This window comes from Hymenobacter artigasi (assembly GCF_012275535.1).
GTDB lineage: Bacteria > Bacteroidota > Bacteroidia > Cytophagales > Hymenobacteraceae > Hymenobacter > Hymenobacter artigasi.
The window spans coordinates 528,178-543,368 of sequence record NZ_JAAVTK010000002.1; the positions used below are offsets into that span (position 1 = coordinate 528,178).

11 protein-coding genes are annotated in these 15,191 nt (G+C 63.5%); 5 read left to right on the forward strand and 6 right to left on the reverse strand.

Translation table 11 applies throughout. From position 1 onward, the window contains the following. Window positions 1-95 precede the first annotated feature (95 nt). Both HBN54_RS05880 and HBN54_RS05885 read left to right on the forward strand, forming a co-directional pair. On the forward strand, window positions 96-326 hold the full coding sequence (locus HBN54_RS05880) for a hypothetical protein (protein WP_168672209.1): 231 nt from the start codon (window positions 96-98) through the stop codon (window positions 324-326). 169 nt (window positions 327-495) lie between these two features. Beyond that, window positions 496-1,026, forward strand: a complete 531-nt coding sequence (locus HBN54_RS05885; protein WP_168672210.1) for a GNAT family N-acetyltransferase — start codon at window positions 496-498, stop codon at window positions 1,024-1,026. Window positions 1,027-1,065: 39 nt separating this feature from the next. Here HBN54_RS05885 and HBN54_RS05890 read toward each other — a convergent pair whose 3' ends face one another. The 4 genes from HBN54_RS05890 to HBN54_RS05905 form a co-directional block, all read right to left on the reverse strand. Continuing rightward, window positions 1,066-3,186, reverse strand: coding sequence for a T9SS type A sorting domain-containing protein (locus tag HBN54_RS05890; RefSeq protein ID WP_168672211.1), 2,121 nt, complete (start codon window positions 3,184-3,186; stop codon window positions 1,066-1,068). A 102-nt stretch (window positions 3,187-3,288) separates the two neighbouring features. Then, window positions 3,289-4,044, reverse strand: a complete 756-nt coding sequence (locus HBN54_RS05895) for a hypothetical protein (RefSeq protein WP_168672212.1) — start codon at window positions 4,042-4,044, stop codon at window positions 3,289-3,291. A 113-nt stretch (window positions 4,045-4,157) separates the two neighbouring features. Next, a complete protein-coding gene (locus tag HBN54_RS05900) occupies window positions 4,158-5,135 on the reverse strand; it encodes a glycoside hydrolase family 43 protein (protein ID WP_168672213.1) in 978 nt (325 codons plus the stop codon). 89 nt (window positions 5,136-5,224) lie between these two features. Further along, window positions 5,225-5,620, reverse strand: a complete 396-nt coding sequence (locus tag HBN54_RS05905) for a hypothetical protein (protein WP_168672214.1) — start codon at window positions 5,618-5,620, stop codon at window positions 5,225-5,227. 227 nt (window positions 5,621-5,847) lie between these two features. On the opposite strand from HBN54_RS05905, the gene HBN54_RS05910 reads away from it, so the two are divergent. The 3 genes from HBN54_RS05910 to HBN54_RS05920 all read left to right on the forward strand — a co-directional run bounded on the left by HBN54_RS05910 (window position 5,848) and on the right by HBN54_RS05920 (window position 13,008). After that, window positions 5,848-6,657 (forward strand): S1/P1 nuclease, encoded by an 810-nt coding sequence (locus tag HBN54_RS05910; RefSeq protein WP_168672215.1) that lies wholly within the window; start codon window positions 5,848-5,850, stop codon window positions 6,655-6,657. A gap of 553 nt (window positions 6,658-7,210) precedes the next feature. Then, entirely contained in the window at window positions 7,211-9,961 is a 2,751-nt protein-coding gene (locus HBN54_RS05915) for a T9SS type A sorting domain-containing protein (RefSeq protein ID WP_168672216.1), read from the forward strand. A 212-nt stretch (window positions 9,962-10,173) separates the two neighbouring features. Next, window positions 10,174-13,008: a M36 family metallopeptidase gene (locus HBN54_RS05920; RefSeq protein ID WP_168672217.1), complete on the forward strand. Its 2,835-nt coding sequence runs from the start codon at window positions 10,174-10,176 to the stop codon at window positions 13,006-13,008. A 103-nt stretch (window positions 13,009-13,111) separates the two neighbouring features. Here the strand turns inward: HBN54_RS05920 and HBN54_RS23185 are convergent, their stop codons facing one another. After that, window positions 13,112-13,378, reverse strand: a complete 267-nt coding sequence (locus HBN54_RS23185) for a hypothetical protein (protein ID WP_210427951.1) — start codon at window positions 13,376-13,378, stop codon at window positions 13,112-13,114. Window positions 13,379-13,698: 320 nt separating this feature from the next. After that, window positions 13,699-15,189 carry an amidase gene (locus HBN54_RS05930; RefSeq protein WP_168672219.1) on the reverse strand — a complete coding sequence of 497 codons (1,491 nt, stop codon included), beginning with the start codon at window positions 15,187-15,189 and terminating at the stop codon, window positions 13,699-13,701. Between the last annotated feature and the right edge of the window lie 2 nt (window positions 15,190-15,191).

Consider the following 15,191-nt stretch of genomic DNA (forward strand, 5'->3'; position numbering starts at 1 on the left):
TTTTTGTTGACTGGAGCGTGGACCGTTTTTGCAATATTTTCGTATCGCAACCCACCGGACGTGCGTAACTTGCACCCGAATTCGTTTAGCCACACATGAAAAAAACGCTCCTCCCCGGCCTGTTGGCCGCTGCTCTGCTGTCGCTCACGCTGCCTTCGTGCGGCCCGTCTGTCGCCGAGGGTGATGATGATATCGCCACCACTGCTCTCCCTCCCCTGCCCGCCGCCCCCGACACCACCCAGGGTGCCAAGCAGCCCGAGCAGATGCGCGAGTTGAACTCGGTGAACGCCACGGAAGACATCAAGAAAATGCAGCCGCAGATGTAATCACTGATTGGCTCGGATTTTAGCGGATTTCACGGATTTTGTGGACGCTGACCTTTGGTTGAGGTAGCGCTGACCCGGGCCATTCATTGGGTTTTCTGCTTTTAATTGATTGGGTCGTTACTGCTGAGGCGGTGGCGGCCCAATTTCTTTTTCTTCTGATTTAATTACCATGGAAAACAACATTGTGCTGCGCCGGGGCGTGGAAGCTGATTTGCCGCAGGTGCTGGGCCTGATTCAGGAACTGGCCGAATACGAGAAAGCGCCGGAGGCCGTGACCAACACGCTGGTGGCCATGCAGCGCGATGGGTTTGGGCCGGCCCCCATCTTCGGCTTTTTCGTGCTGGAAAATGAGGGGACCGAAATCATCGGGCTGGCGTTGTTTTACACAGCCTACTCTACCTGGAAGGGCCGGATGCTGTACCTCGAAGACCTAGTGGTGACGGAGGCGGGCCGGCGCGGCGGCCTGGGCCGGCTGCTGTTCGATGCCGTGGTGGCCGAAGCCCGCGCCACCGGCGCCGTGCGGATGAAATGGCAGGTACTGAACTGGAATGAGCCCGCCATCGGCTTTTACAAAAAGATGGGCGCGACCATCGAAGACGAGTGGCTAAACGGCAACCTGGACGAGGCCCAGCTTGGGCGCTACGAGGTGGCACCGGTGGCCACGGCTGCGGCCGCGCCGGCTACGGGGAGCAGCTTGTAGCTGCGGTAGCGTCAAAGGCTGGCGATTATCATCAACAACCTACAGCTGGGTGAACTTCTGGCTGCCCGTGCGGCCTTGCGCATCCTGCCAGCGCAATACGTACAGGCCGGACTGCGTAGCGGGCAGATTTAGCGTGAGCACGTTCAGGCCGGCAGATACGCTGAGGGCGGTGGCCATGATGCGGCGGCCCAGCATGTCATACACCCAGAAAATTACCGTGCCATCGGCGGAGGCGGGGTATTGGAGGCGCAGCCGGGAGTCCGTCACCGGGTTGGGGAAGATGCTGACGCTGGCGCTTTCCGAGCTTATGACTACGGGAGCGGCGTTGTCGAGTGAGCCATCGGGGCGCTGCAGGCGGAGGCGGTAGTAGTGCAGGCCGGTGAGCGGCTGGGCATCTACGTACTGGTACTGGCTGGCGGGGGGGCGCGGGGCGATGGTGGCCAGCGGCGTCCAGGCGGTGGTATCGCCGCTCAGGCTGCGCTCCACCACGAAGCGGCTCAGGAAGCACTCGTCGCGGGTGGTCCAGTTGAGGGTGGCGCCGGTGCCGGCAGTGTACTGTCCGGTGAGGCCGGTGAGGGGAGAGGGCAGCAGGGCCGGGCCGCTGCAGCCCAAGTTGCGAAAGCTGCGCACCCGCAGCACCTGCCGCCCACCGGCCACATCGCTGAGGGGGTTCAGCGAACGGGTGGTTTGGCCAAGCGCCAGGGCGTAGTGCATGATGGCACGGGGCAGGTTGAGGTGGTTGAGCTGCTGGGCGTGGCCCAGCTCGTGCACGGCCACCGACTCAAAATCGACCTGGCTGGTGGTGGCCGGCAACGGACCAAACTGGAAGGGCGAGCCATCGTCGAACTGCATATCGATTTCCTTCACCCAGAATATTACTTCGCCATTTGGCGCGTAGCAGCCTTTGTAGTAGCTGGTGGTGCGGCCCAGAACGCGGGCGGGCAGCTCGGCCCCCTGGTCGAAGGCCACAACGTTCTGGCCGTCGTCGGCGATGGTGTTGGTGGCGCTGGCGGGGCCCACTTCCCAGTTCATGCCCGTCTGGCAGCGCCAGGTGGCCAAGGCGCGCTGCCAGGCCGCCGCCGGCGTGGCCGTGAAGTTGGGCCCGAAGCGGAAGGTGATGCCCCCGGTGGCATTGAGGGCAATGTGGTTGGGGCGCTGTAGGAACTTGCCATCGGTGCTTTCCACGTTGGTGAGGGCATAGACAATGGTCAGGACACTGCTGCTTTCGACATTGAGTTGGTCGGAAGTGGTGACGCGCACGGGGCCGGAGCCGGCGGGGTGGCCGCTGCTCACCGGGCTACCGCCGCTGGCCGTCGAAGGCACCCGCACCTGAATCTGGTTGTTGGTCCAGCTGAGGTAGTCGTCGTCGCGGGCTTTCACGCGGGTCGCGCCGCCATCGTCGGCATTCCTGAATTCGACAAAGCCACTGCCCCGGGTGCTGCCAAAGCCGTCGCCGGTGATGGTGAGCACCGCCCCGGTACCCGCCGTGAGGCTGGTGGGCGCAAAGCCCGCAATGGTAGGGGCCGTCGTGCCCCGCTGCGCGGGCGCCGCCGCCTGGGCCAGCGCCGGGTTGGCCTGCAACACCTGGCGCGCCTGCCCCGTGAGCTGGGCTATTTCCTGATAAAAGCCCGCATCCAGTGCCTTGTAAATGCGGAAGGGCTCAGAGGCGGTGCCCTCGGCGGGGTTGAATTGGATGAAGCCCTGCTCGCTGCCCACTGGGGTGAAGGCGGCGGAGCCAACGGGAAGGCCCGGCCAGGGCGCAGGCATCAGGAAGAAAATGCCCTGCTGGCCGGGCGTGAGCTGCAGGGTATTGGTCAGGATTTGCTGGTCGAGCCCCAGCCGGCCGCCTTCGGTGAGGACGGTGAGGCCGGTGGTATCGGCTACCGGGCCTTTCAGCAGCGAGAAGACCCGCAGCCGGTGCCGGGTGAAGAGGTGCCGGTGGCCGGCATCCCAAAAGCTGCGGGCGTCGAGCACCTGCGCTTCAACTACCAGGGCCGACTGCCGGGCGCGGCGGGCCGGCTCCAGGGGCAGCATCAGGCAGCGGGTTTCGGCGGGCACCGGGGCTTGGGCCAGCGCCGGGCCGGCGCCCGCTATCAGCAGCCCCAATGCACTCGCCCACTTGCGGCTCACGAAACGAAGAAATGGTAATGCAGCAGGCATAAACAAGGAAAAAAACGAGGGCTGCCGAAGATACGGCAAACTGGGATGAAGGGACTTATTGCCTGTTCGAACAAGCGGGCTGTCGGCTTTTGGGATATCAGCTTAGTACCCGCGCCGGGCTTCGGCCAGCTCGCGGGCAAACCGGTGGGACTGGTGGTACTGGCGCACATCGCGCCAGATTATGCCCACAAATACGTTGAGGCGGTAGCTGAAGTACATGCCGTCGAAATCGTCCTCATAATCAATTTCAAGCACCGACTTGCGGTAGCCCACGCTGCCGCTCACCCCCACCCAGCGAAACGGCTTGACCAGGACGGAAAGCCCGGCCTCGACGGGCACAAACAGGCCCCGGTTGTCGGTAGTGGTGGAGCCGCTTTGGTTGGTAACGGTGTAGTGGCTGCGGCCCAGGCCCACTTCCAGCGGCAGGCTGATTTCGAGCCAGGGCCGCTGAAAGAAAATATAGCTCACGTTGGGCGTGAAGTACGTGAGGTCGAGTTGAGGCGTGAGGGTATCGGTGATTTTCTTGGTGCGCTTGCCGTTTCGGTATTGGTAGATGTAGAGCGCGGCATAGTCGCGGCTGAGGGTGTAGCCACCCAGGCCCAGCCGCCAGCGCCGGCCGGGCAGCAGCAGCCCGGCATTGACCCCAATGATGTGCACGGCCGACGACTGCACGAAGGACTCGCGGTTGTCGAGCGAAATGACGAAGCCCACCCGGCGGCGCGGGGCCACGGGGGCCGGGCAAGGCGGTCCCGCCTCCGTGGCCCCGGCCGAATCGGCGGCGGGCCGGGTCTGGGCGGCTCCCACCAGGGCATTCAGCAGCAGGGCAACCAGCAAGCTGGCCCCGATGTAACGAGTCATAATAAAACAGTAGCAGTGGCGCAATCGGGCTAAAGCTAAGCCATTAACGTGAGCTACGCATGATAGCCGACACCAAAGACACAGGCCGGCGCTGGTAGTTTAAACTAGCCGGCCTAGCCAGCTGGCGCGGGCTGGGGCAGCCACTGGGGCGAGCCGCCGGCCACGGCGGGCCAGCCGTCGGCAGTGTAGTCCAGCCGGGCCAGGATGAGCACGCGGCGCGAGTAGCCCTCCGAATCGTCGATGGCGTCGAAGGTGGGCTGGCGGGGGTCGATGGCGTGGCAGGCCAGCCAGTCCTGGCCGGCGGCATCGGTCACCACGCAGTTGTGGCCGGGGGCGTGCCAGTGGGCATTGGCGGTGAGCAGGGCGGCGTGGGGGTTGGCGGTGGCGGCGGCGTAGGTTTCGAAGGGGCCGGTGGCTTGGCGGGCGCGGGCCACCAGCACGGCGTAGTGGGCATGCGGGCCGCAGCAGTTGTCGCCCGAAAAAAACAGGTAGTACCAGCCGGCGCGGTAGTGCACCCAGGCCCCTTCGATGAGGCGGTGGTAGTCGGCGGGGTCGTCGGAAACGCTGGGGTGCAGCACGGCCACGGCCTCGCTGCCGGGCGCGAAGCGCAGGCGGTCGGTAGCCAGCTCGCGCACCCAGATGGGGCCGAACCCCGAGCCCCAGTACAGCAGCCGCCGGCCAGTGGCGGGGTCATCGAAAGCCATGGGGTCGATGCAGGTGAAGCCGGGACCGGGCAGCATGGGCCGGCCGCAGTCCACGAACGGGCCAGCGGGCGCATCGGCCACGGCCACGGCCAGGCTGAAATAGTCGGCCCCATCGTGCCTGGACGAGTAGTAGAGATAGTAGCGCCCGCCGTGCTCGCTCACGTGCGGAGCCCATATTTTCTGGCTTTCGGTGGCCCAGACGGGTTTTTCGGGCAGGCCTTCGCCGAGGTATTCCCAAGCCACCAAATCGCGGGAGCGGGCCACTTGCAGGTTGATAATGAGGCCGGCGCGCTTGGTTTGGGTCCCGTAAGCGTAGTACCAGCCATCGGCGGCGCGGATGATGGTAGGGTCCGGAAAGTTGTCGTCGAGGACGGGATTGGTAAACATGGCGGTTTTAGTTAGTAGTTAAAAGTTGAGAGTTAAGAGCTTAAATTATAACGTTCCTCTTGACTCTCAACTTTTAACTCTTAACTCCCCTATTGCTCCCGCTGCTGCTGCAGCCACAGGCAGGCCGAGGCGACGTCATCGAAGGTACCCACTAGCGGCTTGGTAATAAGACACATCCGCTCTTCGGTGGCGTGGCGGGCCTGCAGGCTATGGGGCAGCACCCAGGCGAAGTAGCGCAGGCCGGCGGTCTGCATCTCTTCCAGCCACTGCGTACCCCACTGGGTGTGCTGCAGGTGTACGGTGAGAACGTTGGTGCTGTCGCTCAGGATTTTCTGGCAGGGCCACTGGCGCAGGGAAGCCAGCATTTGCTCGCAGGCGGCTTGGGCCAGGGGACCATCATAGTTGCCGCGCAGGTCTACGTAGAGCCAGCGGTTGGGCTCGTCGTGGCCGATGAACAGGGCGGGAGAATCGAGAATGGGTTGCAAGGGCTGGCGGGGTGCAGGCAGGCAATGGCGTTTTGCGCACTCAAATAACGGCACCAATTCTTTCCCGGCCCGGGATTTCATCTGCTCAGCTCCGGGCATAAATACTTTGCCGGCCGCGCATTCATCTGCTACGGCCGGGCACTAGCTTTGTGGTTCTGCTTGCGCCGGAAGGTGCCCGGAAACCCGGCAAACCGCCTGCTCTCGCCTCACTCCCACCCTATTCGCTGATGTTCAAAAAAAGTGTTGCCCTCCTGGCTTTGTTGTGTGCGCCGTTTAGCCTGCTGGCGTGGGGTGTGATGGGCCACCGGGCCGTGGCCAAAATCGCCGAAAACCACCTTTCCTCTACGGCCAAACGCGAAGTAGCCCGCATGCTGGGCCACGAAACCATGCCGCTGGTAAGCACCTGGGCCGATGAGCTGCGCTCGGACCCGCTGTTCCGCGACACGGCACCCTGGCACTACCTCAACGTGGCCACCGGCCTCGATTTTGCCGCATTCGTGAAGCAGCTGAACGACCCCGCCCTGGCCGCCCCCGCCGCGCCCACCAACGCCTACACGGCTCTGCTGCAAGCCCGCCGCGACCTGAAAGACCCCAAGAAAACCGCCGAGGAAAAGCTCGTGGCCCTTAAGTTTATAGTTCACCTGGTGGGCGATGTGCACCAGCCCCTGCACGTAGGCCACGCCGAGGACAAAGGCGGCAACAGCATCATGGTGAACTGGCGCGCCAAGGACGACACCAACCTGCACAGCGTGTGGGATACCGCCCTGGTGGAATACCCCGGCTTCACCTACAGCGAAATGGCCACGGCCTACGACCACGCCACGCCCGCCCAAATCAAGCAGTGGCAGAAGGATGATATGACGACCTGGCTTTTCGAGTCGTACCAGCTCTGCACGCCCATCTATGCCAGCGCGGCGGTTTCGCCCACCAAGTTCGACTGGCACTTCTACCCCACCTTCGGCCCCACTGTGGAGCAGCAGGTGCTGAAAGCCGGCATCCGCCTGGCCGGTGTGCTCAACGAGGTATTCGACAAGTAGGCCAGCACCTTCCAACGCTCGTTTCTGAAGCCCCGGCCCCACCAGCGCCGGGGCTCTTTTTATGGGGCATTTTTTGCGCCCCGACGCGACTCCACCCTCTGTGCTACTGGCTTTGCTATCGGTATGCCGCCCTGCCGGGCACCACCTGGTGGAGGCTACCGTTTAGCAGTCCGCAACCGGGGTTAGCGAAGCAAATTATTCCGGCAAGTATTGCCTCATAAGATTTTCCCAGCCAGCGGGACAGCAGCAGTCGGATTTTCAGGCAAAACACTGCATTATTCATATATCGACAATATAAACCCGTGTATAATCAAAATAATAGGCTCAACACCTACTTTTCCTGAAATTATTCGCAGCTTGCCAGCCTTTTTTCAGCGGCCTACCAGCACTGTATCAGGGCATTTACTACAGTATGATGTTTTTGATAACGAATTGTTAAAACAGTTGATGAAAAATGCAGGATATTGCATGCGCAATCGGTTTGCCTGCACTATGCAAGTAGAGTGAGGATTGCAGCACTCTCAATAATCATATTTCTCTGTTACCCTTTTTCATGATAGAATCTTACAATCGAAAAACCTGGGCGAGCCGTTTGCAGAAGGCTGGTTTGGCTGTATTGGTGGCGGGTGGGGCCGCTGGGGCCGCACAAGCGCAGACGCTGAACTATACGCCCAGCACGGCCGTGAACGTGGCCGGCACTTATACCGACCTGGGCACGACCGGCACGGCCATTGCCACGGCAAATACGGACGATGACAACTCGGCGGCACAGGCCATTGGGTTCAGCTTCAACTTCAATGGCATCGCGTTCACGCAGTTTGTGCTGAACACGAACGGCTTGATTCGGCTGGGCAGCGCGGCGCCTTCGTCGGTGGCAGCCTTTCCACCGTTTGCTCAAACGCCGGAATCCGGCCCGATTTCCGGCACCAACGCGGCCGATGTCAACCTGATTGCGCCGTTCAACCTAGACCTGGGCCCCGGCACCGCCGGCGGCACCGAGTACCGCGTGGTTACCACCGGCACGGCTCCTAACCGAGTGTGTACCATTCAGTGGAAAAACGTGGCCGACAAGCCCCAGGCTGCTTCGTCGACCATTGCAACAGTTATCGCCACGCAGTTCGACAACTTTTCCTTCCAGGTAAAGCTCTACGAAACCACTAATAACGTGGAGTTTGTGTACGGCACTGCCACGGCCAGCACTGGCGTATCGAACGCCAAGTACGCAGCCGTTGGCATTAAGGGCGCGGTACCGGCATCGTCGGTATTGGCCACCAAGGCGTCTACGGGGCTCTGGTCGGCGGCTACCTTTATGGTGGGCCCTTACCTGGCATCGAGCGCGGGCAACGCCCACAACGTCCGTCAAACGGCTTTGCCGGATGCGGGCCGCACCTACCGCTTCGCGCCTACTCCTACCAGCGACGCGGCGGTATCGGTTATTTATACGCTGGGCAAAATAGCCAGCCCGGGTGCCCTGCCGCACGCCGTGCGGGCCGTGGTGACCAATGCCGGCGTTTCGGCGCAGACCAACCTCGACGTGACGCTGAACGTGACCGGGGCCAACACCTTCACCGATACCAAGCGCGTGGCCTCGCTGGCAGCGGGCGCTTCCACTACGGTTACGTTTGCCAGCTACCCGGCCACGCTCGCGGCGGGCACCAACACGGTTACCGTAACCGTGCCGGCCGATGGCAACAACAACAACAACACCGCCACCTACGGCCAGCTGGTAACGGCCAACCGCGTGTCGTATACCGACCCGGTGGCTGCGGCTACGGGAGGCATTGGCCTCGGCAACGCCATTCTGGCTTCGAAGTACACCTTGCCGGCAGCTACCACCATTGGCGATGTGGTGCTAACATTTGCTGCGGCCACCGGCACGACGACCAATACGGCCCCGTACCAGCTGGTTATCTACGATGCTTCGGCCCCCGGGGGCCTGCCCGGCGCGCTGCTCTATACCTCGCCTACGCAGAACCGCACCACCGCCGGCGGCACCGTTACGCTAACGGTACCCAACATCGCTGTACCAACCAGCTTTTTTGTGGGTGTGAAAGAAACCAGCGCCACCAACATGTCGCTTTCTTACCAGCTTGAGACCCCCATTCGCCCCGGCACCTTCTTCTACCTGCCGGGCGGCACGGCCACCTGGCTCGACTTTGCCCCCAACAACTCGTTCCGCTTTGCGATTGAGTTCGGGACCGTGACCCCGAACTGTGTACCACCTACGACCCTGTCCGTGGGTAACGTCACCGCCACCGGTGCTTCAGTATTCTTTACGGCGCCCGCTACGGGGGCCAGTAACTACGAAGTGCTGTACGGCCCGGCCGGCTTCGCCCTCTCTACCGGCACGCTGGTAACGAGCACCACCGCCCCCGTGCCGCTGAGTGGCCTGACGCCCGCCACCACCTACCAGGTATATGTGCGGAGCAACTGCACCGCCGGCGGCAGCAGCAGCTACGCTACGCCCGTCACGTTCACCACGCCCTGCAGCCCCACCCAGACGGTAGCCGCCTTCCCCTACAGCCAGGACTTCGACACCCTGATTCCGGGCCAGTCGCTGCCCTGCGGCTTCAGCGTGCTGGATGCTAATGCCGACGGTGCTACCTGGGCCGTATCGGCCACCAACCCCAACTCGGGCGCCAACAGCATCCGCTACCGGGGCCTGGTGCTGAACAACGTGGTGGCCAACGACTGGTTCTTCACGCCGCCGCTGGCGCTGCTGGCTACTTCGCGCTATCAGGTGGCGTTCCGCTACCGTGGCGAAGGCATTGCCAACAGCCCCTCGAACTACACGGAGAGCCTGGAAGTGAAATCGGGCACGGCCGCCACGGTAGCTGCCCAAACCAACCTGCTGTACAACAACACGGCCATCACCAACACCAACTATGCCCTGGCCAACGGTACTTCGGTACCCGTGGTGGCCTTGTTGCCGGCCGGTGCCAGCACGCAGTACGTGGGCTTCCACGTGAAGAGCCTGGCCAACCAGGGCAACCTCTACATCGACGACGTGGCGGTGACGGCCGTTTCCATCACGGCTACTTCGGAGGCGCTGCTGCGCGCTGTGAGCGTGTTCCCCAACCCGTCGACCACGGGCGTGTTTGACCTCGAAATTCACGGAGCTAACGCCAAAGGCAGCCTTGATGTGCAGGTGACCAACACCCTGGGCCAGCGCGTGTACACGGGCGCCGCCCGCGACAACTACACCAACCGCCTCGACCTGAGCAGCCTCGCGGCCGGCATTTACTACCTGCAGGTGCGCAACGGCGACGAGCGCCTGACCAGCCAGGTAAGCATTGTGAAATAACACGCGCAGCCGCACTATTTCACCTCATCGACTGTCCGTTGAGAAGTTGGCACTGAAGGCGATTGCCTCGCAATTGCGCTTCGGTGCCAACCTTCAACCCTCAAGCCAGTCGAACCCCGGCAACGCAACTGTTTTTCGGGAAATCCCTCATTCATTCGCAGCAATTAAAAGCTGTTGCCCAAGCGTTTTTGTTTTTCCACTTTTCACTCTATATGAACGTATTACCTACTTATTCAGGCTATCGCAAGCTGGCGCTGGCCATTGCGCTGGCGATGCCGGGGCTGGTGCTGGCCCAGGAGGTTGCCCCAGCCGCGCAGGTGCTGGCCTCGTTTGCCGTGAAGGCGCGGGCCCAGGGCCACCTGACGGAGGCCGATGTGGCCAACCCGACCGTGACCAGCTCCTACACGGATGCCAGCACGGGCCTCACGCACACCTACCTGCAGCAGCGGGTGAATGGCCTGACGGTGTTTAACGCCAACGGAGCCGTGCACACCGATGCCAGCGGCAAGGTGGTGTATTTCAACCAGGATTTTCTGGCGGGCGCGGCGGCAGTAGCCCCTTCGGCCACGCCGGGCCTCACGCCGGAGCAAGCCGTGGGAGCGGCTGCGAAGGGCCTGAGCCTGCCCATGCCCGTAGCCCTGCAACGCGTGACGGAAGGCCGCGTGGCCGACGGCATCGTGTTCAACAAAGGCGGTATTTCGGAAGAAAACATTCCGGTGCGTCTGATGTACCTGCGCGTTGATAACAAGCTGGTGCTGGTGTGGAACGTGACCATTGCCCAACTCGACCAGCAGCACTACTGGAACGCCCGCGTGGATGCGCAAACCGGCCGCCTGCTGGACCGCAACGACTACACCGTGAGCGAGCAGACCACCTTCCGCCAGCACGTGATGCAGGAGCAGGCCCGGCGCAAGCTGGTGCCCACTACGGCTGCCATTGCCCTGGACGCGAAAGCCGCCAAGGCGCTGAAGAACGCCAAAGGCGCGAAAGGCACCACGGGCGTAGCCAACAGCATGACGGTTATCCCCGTGCCGTTCGAAAGCCCCGACCTTTCGCCCCGCGTGGTGGTGCCCTTCAGCTCGGCCAACCCGCTGTACTCGCCCTACGGCTGGCAGGTGGGCGACACCCGCGCGCCCAGCGCGTTCTACGCCGATGCCTACTCGCTGCTTTCGAGTGGCAAGCAGCTCACGCGAGGCAACAACGTGGCGGCCTACGACGACAACGCGACGACGGTGACGGGCAACGGCAACGTGGCTTCTACCACCAACTCGCCCGACGGCGGAGCCAACCGCGACTTCGACTTTGCCTTCAACCAGCCACTGGGGCCCCGCGACCCGGGCAACCTCGCGGCCGGCATCACCAACCTGTTCTACTGGAACAACATGCTCCACGATGTGATGATGAGCAAGGGGTTTGATGAGGTATCGGGCAACTTCCAGTACAAGAACATTGGTACCCAGGGCTTGGGCAACGACTTTGTGCGGGCCGAATCGCAGGACGGCAGCGGCCGCAACAACGCCAACTTCTCGACCCCGGTAGACGGCAGCAACGGCCGGATGCAGATGTACCTGTTTGATAACACCGGGGCCAATGCCCTGACCGTGACCGGCGCGGCCAGCGCGGCCGGCAGCTACCGCTTTGCGTCGGTTTCCTTTGGCCCACGCCTCACCAAGCGGCCGCTGACGGGCCGGCTGGTGCTCGTGAACGACGGCGTATCGGCCGATGGCGGCGACCACGGCTGTGCTTCGCCCTTCGTGAACGCGGCGGCGGTGGCCGGTAATATTGCCTTTATTCAGCGCGGCGGCTGCCCCCAGCTCACCACGCTCAACCCCCGGGCTACCAACGCCTTTGCTACCAAGGTGAAGCGTGCCCAGGACAACGGTGCTACTTCCGTTATCGTGTTTGACTCGCTGGGCACCACCACCAACCTGGTGAATTTTGGCGGTACCGATACCGTGGGCATTCGCATTCCGGCCATTTTCATCAGCGGGGCCGATGGCTTCCGGCTGCGTTCGGCCATTCTGGCCGGCGCTACGCTGAACGCGACCGCCACGCTGGGTGCCGACTTCGACGGCTCGTTTGACAACGGCGTGGTATCGCACGAGTTTGGCCACGGCATCAGCAACCGCCTCACCGGCGGCCCGGCCAACTCCAGCTGCCTCAACTCGGCCACTGGCAACCAAACCATGGGCGAAGGCTGGAGCGACTTTTTTGCCCTCTGGATGACCACCCGCCCCGGCGAAGATGGTGCCACCAACCGCTACATGGCGACCTACGACAACGGCGACCCCTACGCTGTGGGCCCAGGCTTCCGCCGCAAGCCGTACTCCACCAACTTCGCGCAGAACAACTACACCTACGCCCAGTTGGGCACCGCTACCGGCCGCTTCCAGGAAACCCACGACGTGGGCGAAGTATGGGCTACCGTGCTGTGGGACCTGAACTGGCAGTTCATCTACCGCTACGGCTACAACGCCGACTTCTTCAGCGCTACCGGCGGCAACAACAAAGCCCTGAAGCTGGTGCTCGACGGCTGCAAGCTGCAGGTGTGCAACCCCGGCTTCCTCGACGGCCGCGATGGCCTGCTGCGGGCCGACTCGCTCACCAACCGCGCCGCCAACGCCGGCCTGATTTGGAACGTGTTTGCCCGTCGGGGCATGGGCTACAGCGCCGTGCAGGGCAACCGTGTGAACGGTGCGCCACTCGTTACGGGCATTGTGCAGGCGTTCGACCTGCCCCCCGGCACGCCGGCCATCGCCTTGTCCAGCAAGAATGGCGCTACCGCCGGCAATGCGCTGGAAGCCTACCCCAACCCGGCGCAGAACGTGCTCACCGTGCGCACGCAGCTCACCAGCACCGTCCCCATGCAGGTAGACATGCTCGACCTGCTGGGCAAAACCGTGCTGCGCGCCGTGCCGGTACCAGCCGGCCAGATGCAGCAGAGCGGCGTGGAGCTGAACACCAGCCGCCTGGCATCGGGCATTTACATTGTGCGCGTAACGACCAGCGGTGGCACGTACAGCACCAAGGTGAGCGTGCAGCACTAAGCTTCACGGTCCCTGCGTTTGCAAAAAAGCCCGGCTTCGGCCGGGCTTTTTTTGTGTCCTGTGCCCGCCTGGCTGACGCGGGTTATGCCCCGGAGCGGGGCTCCTACTGCCGCTGCAGCCACATATAGGCAGTGGCCACGTCGTCGAAGGTGCACACGGTGGGGGCCTCAATTTCCAACACCACGCCTTCGGTCGTTCGCCGCGAGTGAAGCTTTTGAGGCATCACCCAGGCTAGGTGGCGGAGCCCGGCGGCGTGCATGTGGGCGAGCCATTCCAGGCTCCTGGCCGAGAGCTGCATGGTGGGGTGGATGATATTGGAATTGTCGTTCAGAATCTTACTACAGGGACACTCCTGCAGGCTCGTCAGCATCAGCCCGCACGCAGCCCATGATGAGTCTGGGTCATGCACGCCTTTCCAGTCCACATAAAGCCACTGATTTTCAATATCGTAGTCGATAGATATTCCCGGCGTATCGACAATAGCGCGCAGCTGCATGAGATAATAGACTTGTTCCTGAATACGATAGATAATATTGAACGGCATGCAGAGCATGACGCGCTGACATCTCAGAACAAGTATAATAGCTAATGCAATGGTCAAACATCAACCTCCCACTCGTACCCATCTTACCCCTACGCTGGGAGGAAGCACAACGGCTAAACCCGTGTGGTGAGGCAAAAAACGCACTCCTACAGCACCGGCCGCTTATCAAACCACGGCCGGGCCTGCTCCAGCTGCCCGGCCAGCCGGAACAGCACGTCCTCAGCCCCCAGCTTTGCGATGAACTGCACGCCGCAGGGCAGGCCGTCGGCGGTCCAGTGCAGGGGCACCGACATGGCGGGCTGGCCCGTGAGGTTGGCCACCTGGGTGTAGGGCGTTTTTTCGAGGCTCTGCTCGGCCAGCTTCTCCACGATGCCCGAGCGGCGGATGAGGCCGCCCAGGCCGAAGGTATTCACCAGCGTCAGCAGTTTTTGCTCCAGCGGCCTGGGCTGCAGCTCGCCGATGCGTACGGGCGGCGTGGCCAGCGTGGGCGTGAGCAGCAGGTCGTGGGTGAGGTGGAAGCGGCCGAAGGCGCGGGCGTGGTCGTTCCAGGTATGGCGGGCGGCGGCAAAATCGGCGGCGGAATACGTGCGGCCCAGCAGGCCCAGCAGCCAGGTGGTGGGCTCCACGTCGCGGGGCCGGGCGGGGCGGCCCAAGTGTTTGGCCAGGGCCGCGATGCTGGCCCCGGTTTCGCCAAAATACAGCATCAGGAAGGCCGAAGCCACGGCCCGGCCATCAAACGGCAGCGGTACTTCTTCTACCTCGTGGCCCAGGCTTTCGAGCAGTTTGGCGGCCTCCGTCACGGCCGTGGCGCACTCCGGGTGCAGGGCGCTGCCCAGCGGGTGGCCCAGGCTGAAGGCGATGCGCAGGCGGCCGGGCTCCCGGCCCACCTCTTCCAGATAAGGCCGGGCGGGGTTGGGCAGGAAGTAGGGCGCGCCCGCATCGGGGCCCAGGGTGGCATCGAGCAGGGCCGCGCTGTCGCGCACCGAGCGCGACACCACGTGCTCCACGGCGGCACCCTGCCACTTTTCGCCCTGCTCGGGGCCGGTGGGCACGCGGCCCCGGCTGGGTTTCAGCCCAAACAGCCCGCAGCAGGCTGCCGGAATCCGGATGGAGCCGCCGCCGTCGCCCGCCCCGGCCACCGGCACAATGCCGGCCGCCACGGCCGCCGCCGCCCCGCCGCTGCTGCCGCCGGGCGTGTGGCCCAGGTGCCAGGGGTTGCGGGCGGGGCCGTGCAGCAGGGGTTCGGTCACGCCCATCAGGGCAAACTCGGGGGTGTTGGTTTTGCCCAGGATGTTGAGGCCGGCAGCCTGCCAGCGGCGCACCAGCTCGGCATCTTCGTGGGGCACAAAATGGCGCAGCGCCCGGCTGCCCGAGGTGTGCGGCGCGCCGGCATACTGCGCACCAAAATCCTTGAGCAGAAACGGCACGCCGCCAAACGGGCCGGCCGGCAGCCCAGCGGCGGCGCGCGCCTGGGCGGGCGCATACAACGGGTGCACCACGGCGTTAATTTGAGGGTTTACGGCCTCGGCCCGGGCAATGGCGGCGGTGCACAGCTCGGCGGGCGTGAGCTGGCCGGTGCGCACGAGAGCGGCCTGGGCCAGGCCGTCGAGGCGGTCGTATTCGGCAGGTGAAATCATGA

Excerpts from the sequence above, each read along its gene's own strand:
- HBN54_RS05880 (WP_168672209.1), top strand. The coding sequence starts at position 96 with ATGAAAAAAACGCTCCTCCCCGGCCTGTTGGCCGCTGCTCTGCTGTCG.
- HBN54_RS05885 (WP_168672210.1), top strand. The coding sequence starts at position 496 with ATGGAAAACAACATTGTGCTGCGCCGGGGCGTGGAAGCTGATTTGCCG.
- HBN54_RS05890 (WP_168672211.1), bottom strand. The coding sequence starts at position 3,186 with ATGCCTGCTGCATTACCATTTCTTCGTTTCGTGAGCCGCAAGTGGGCG.
- HBN54_RS05895 (WP_168672212.1), bottom strand. The coding sequence starts at position 4,044 with ATGACTCGTTACATCGGGGCCAGCTTGCTGGTTGCCCTGCTGCTGAAT.
- HBN54_RS05900 (WP_168672213.1), bottom strand. The coding sequence starts at position 5,135 with ATGTTTACCAATCCCGTCCTCGACGACAACTTTCCGGACCCTACCATC.
- HBN54_RS05910 (WP_168672215.1), top strand. The coding sequence starts at position 5,848 with ATGTTCAAAAAAAGTGTTGCCCTCCTGGCTTTGTTGTGTGCGCCGTTT.
- HBN54_RS05915 (WP_168672216.1), top strand. The coding sequence starts at position 7,211 with ATGATAGAATCTTACAATCGAAAAACCTGGGCGAGCCGTTTGCAGAAG.
- HBN54_RS05920 (WP_168672217.1), top strand. The coding sequence starts at position 10,174 with ATGAACGTATTACCTACTTATTCAGGCTATCGCAAGCTGGCGCTGGCC.
- HBN54_RS23185 (WP_210427951.1), bottom strand. The coding sequence starts at position 13,378 with ATGCTGACGAGCCTGCAGGAGTGTCCCTGTAGTAAGATTCTGAACGAC.
- HBN54_RS05930 (WP_168672219.1), bottom strand. The coding sequence starts at position 15,189 with ATGATTTCACCTGCCGAATACGACCGCCTCGACGGCCTGGCCCAGGCC.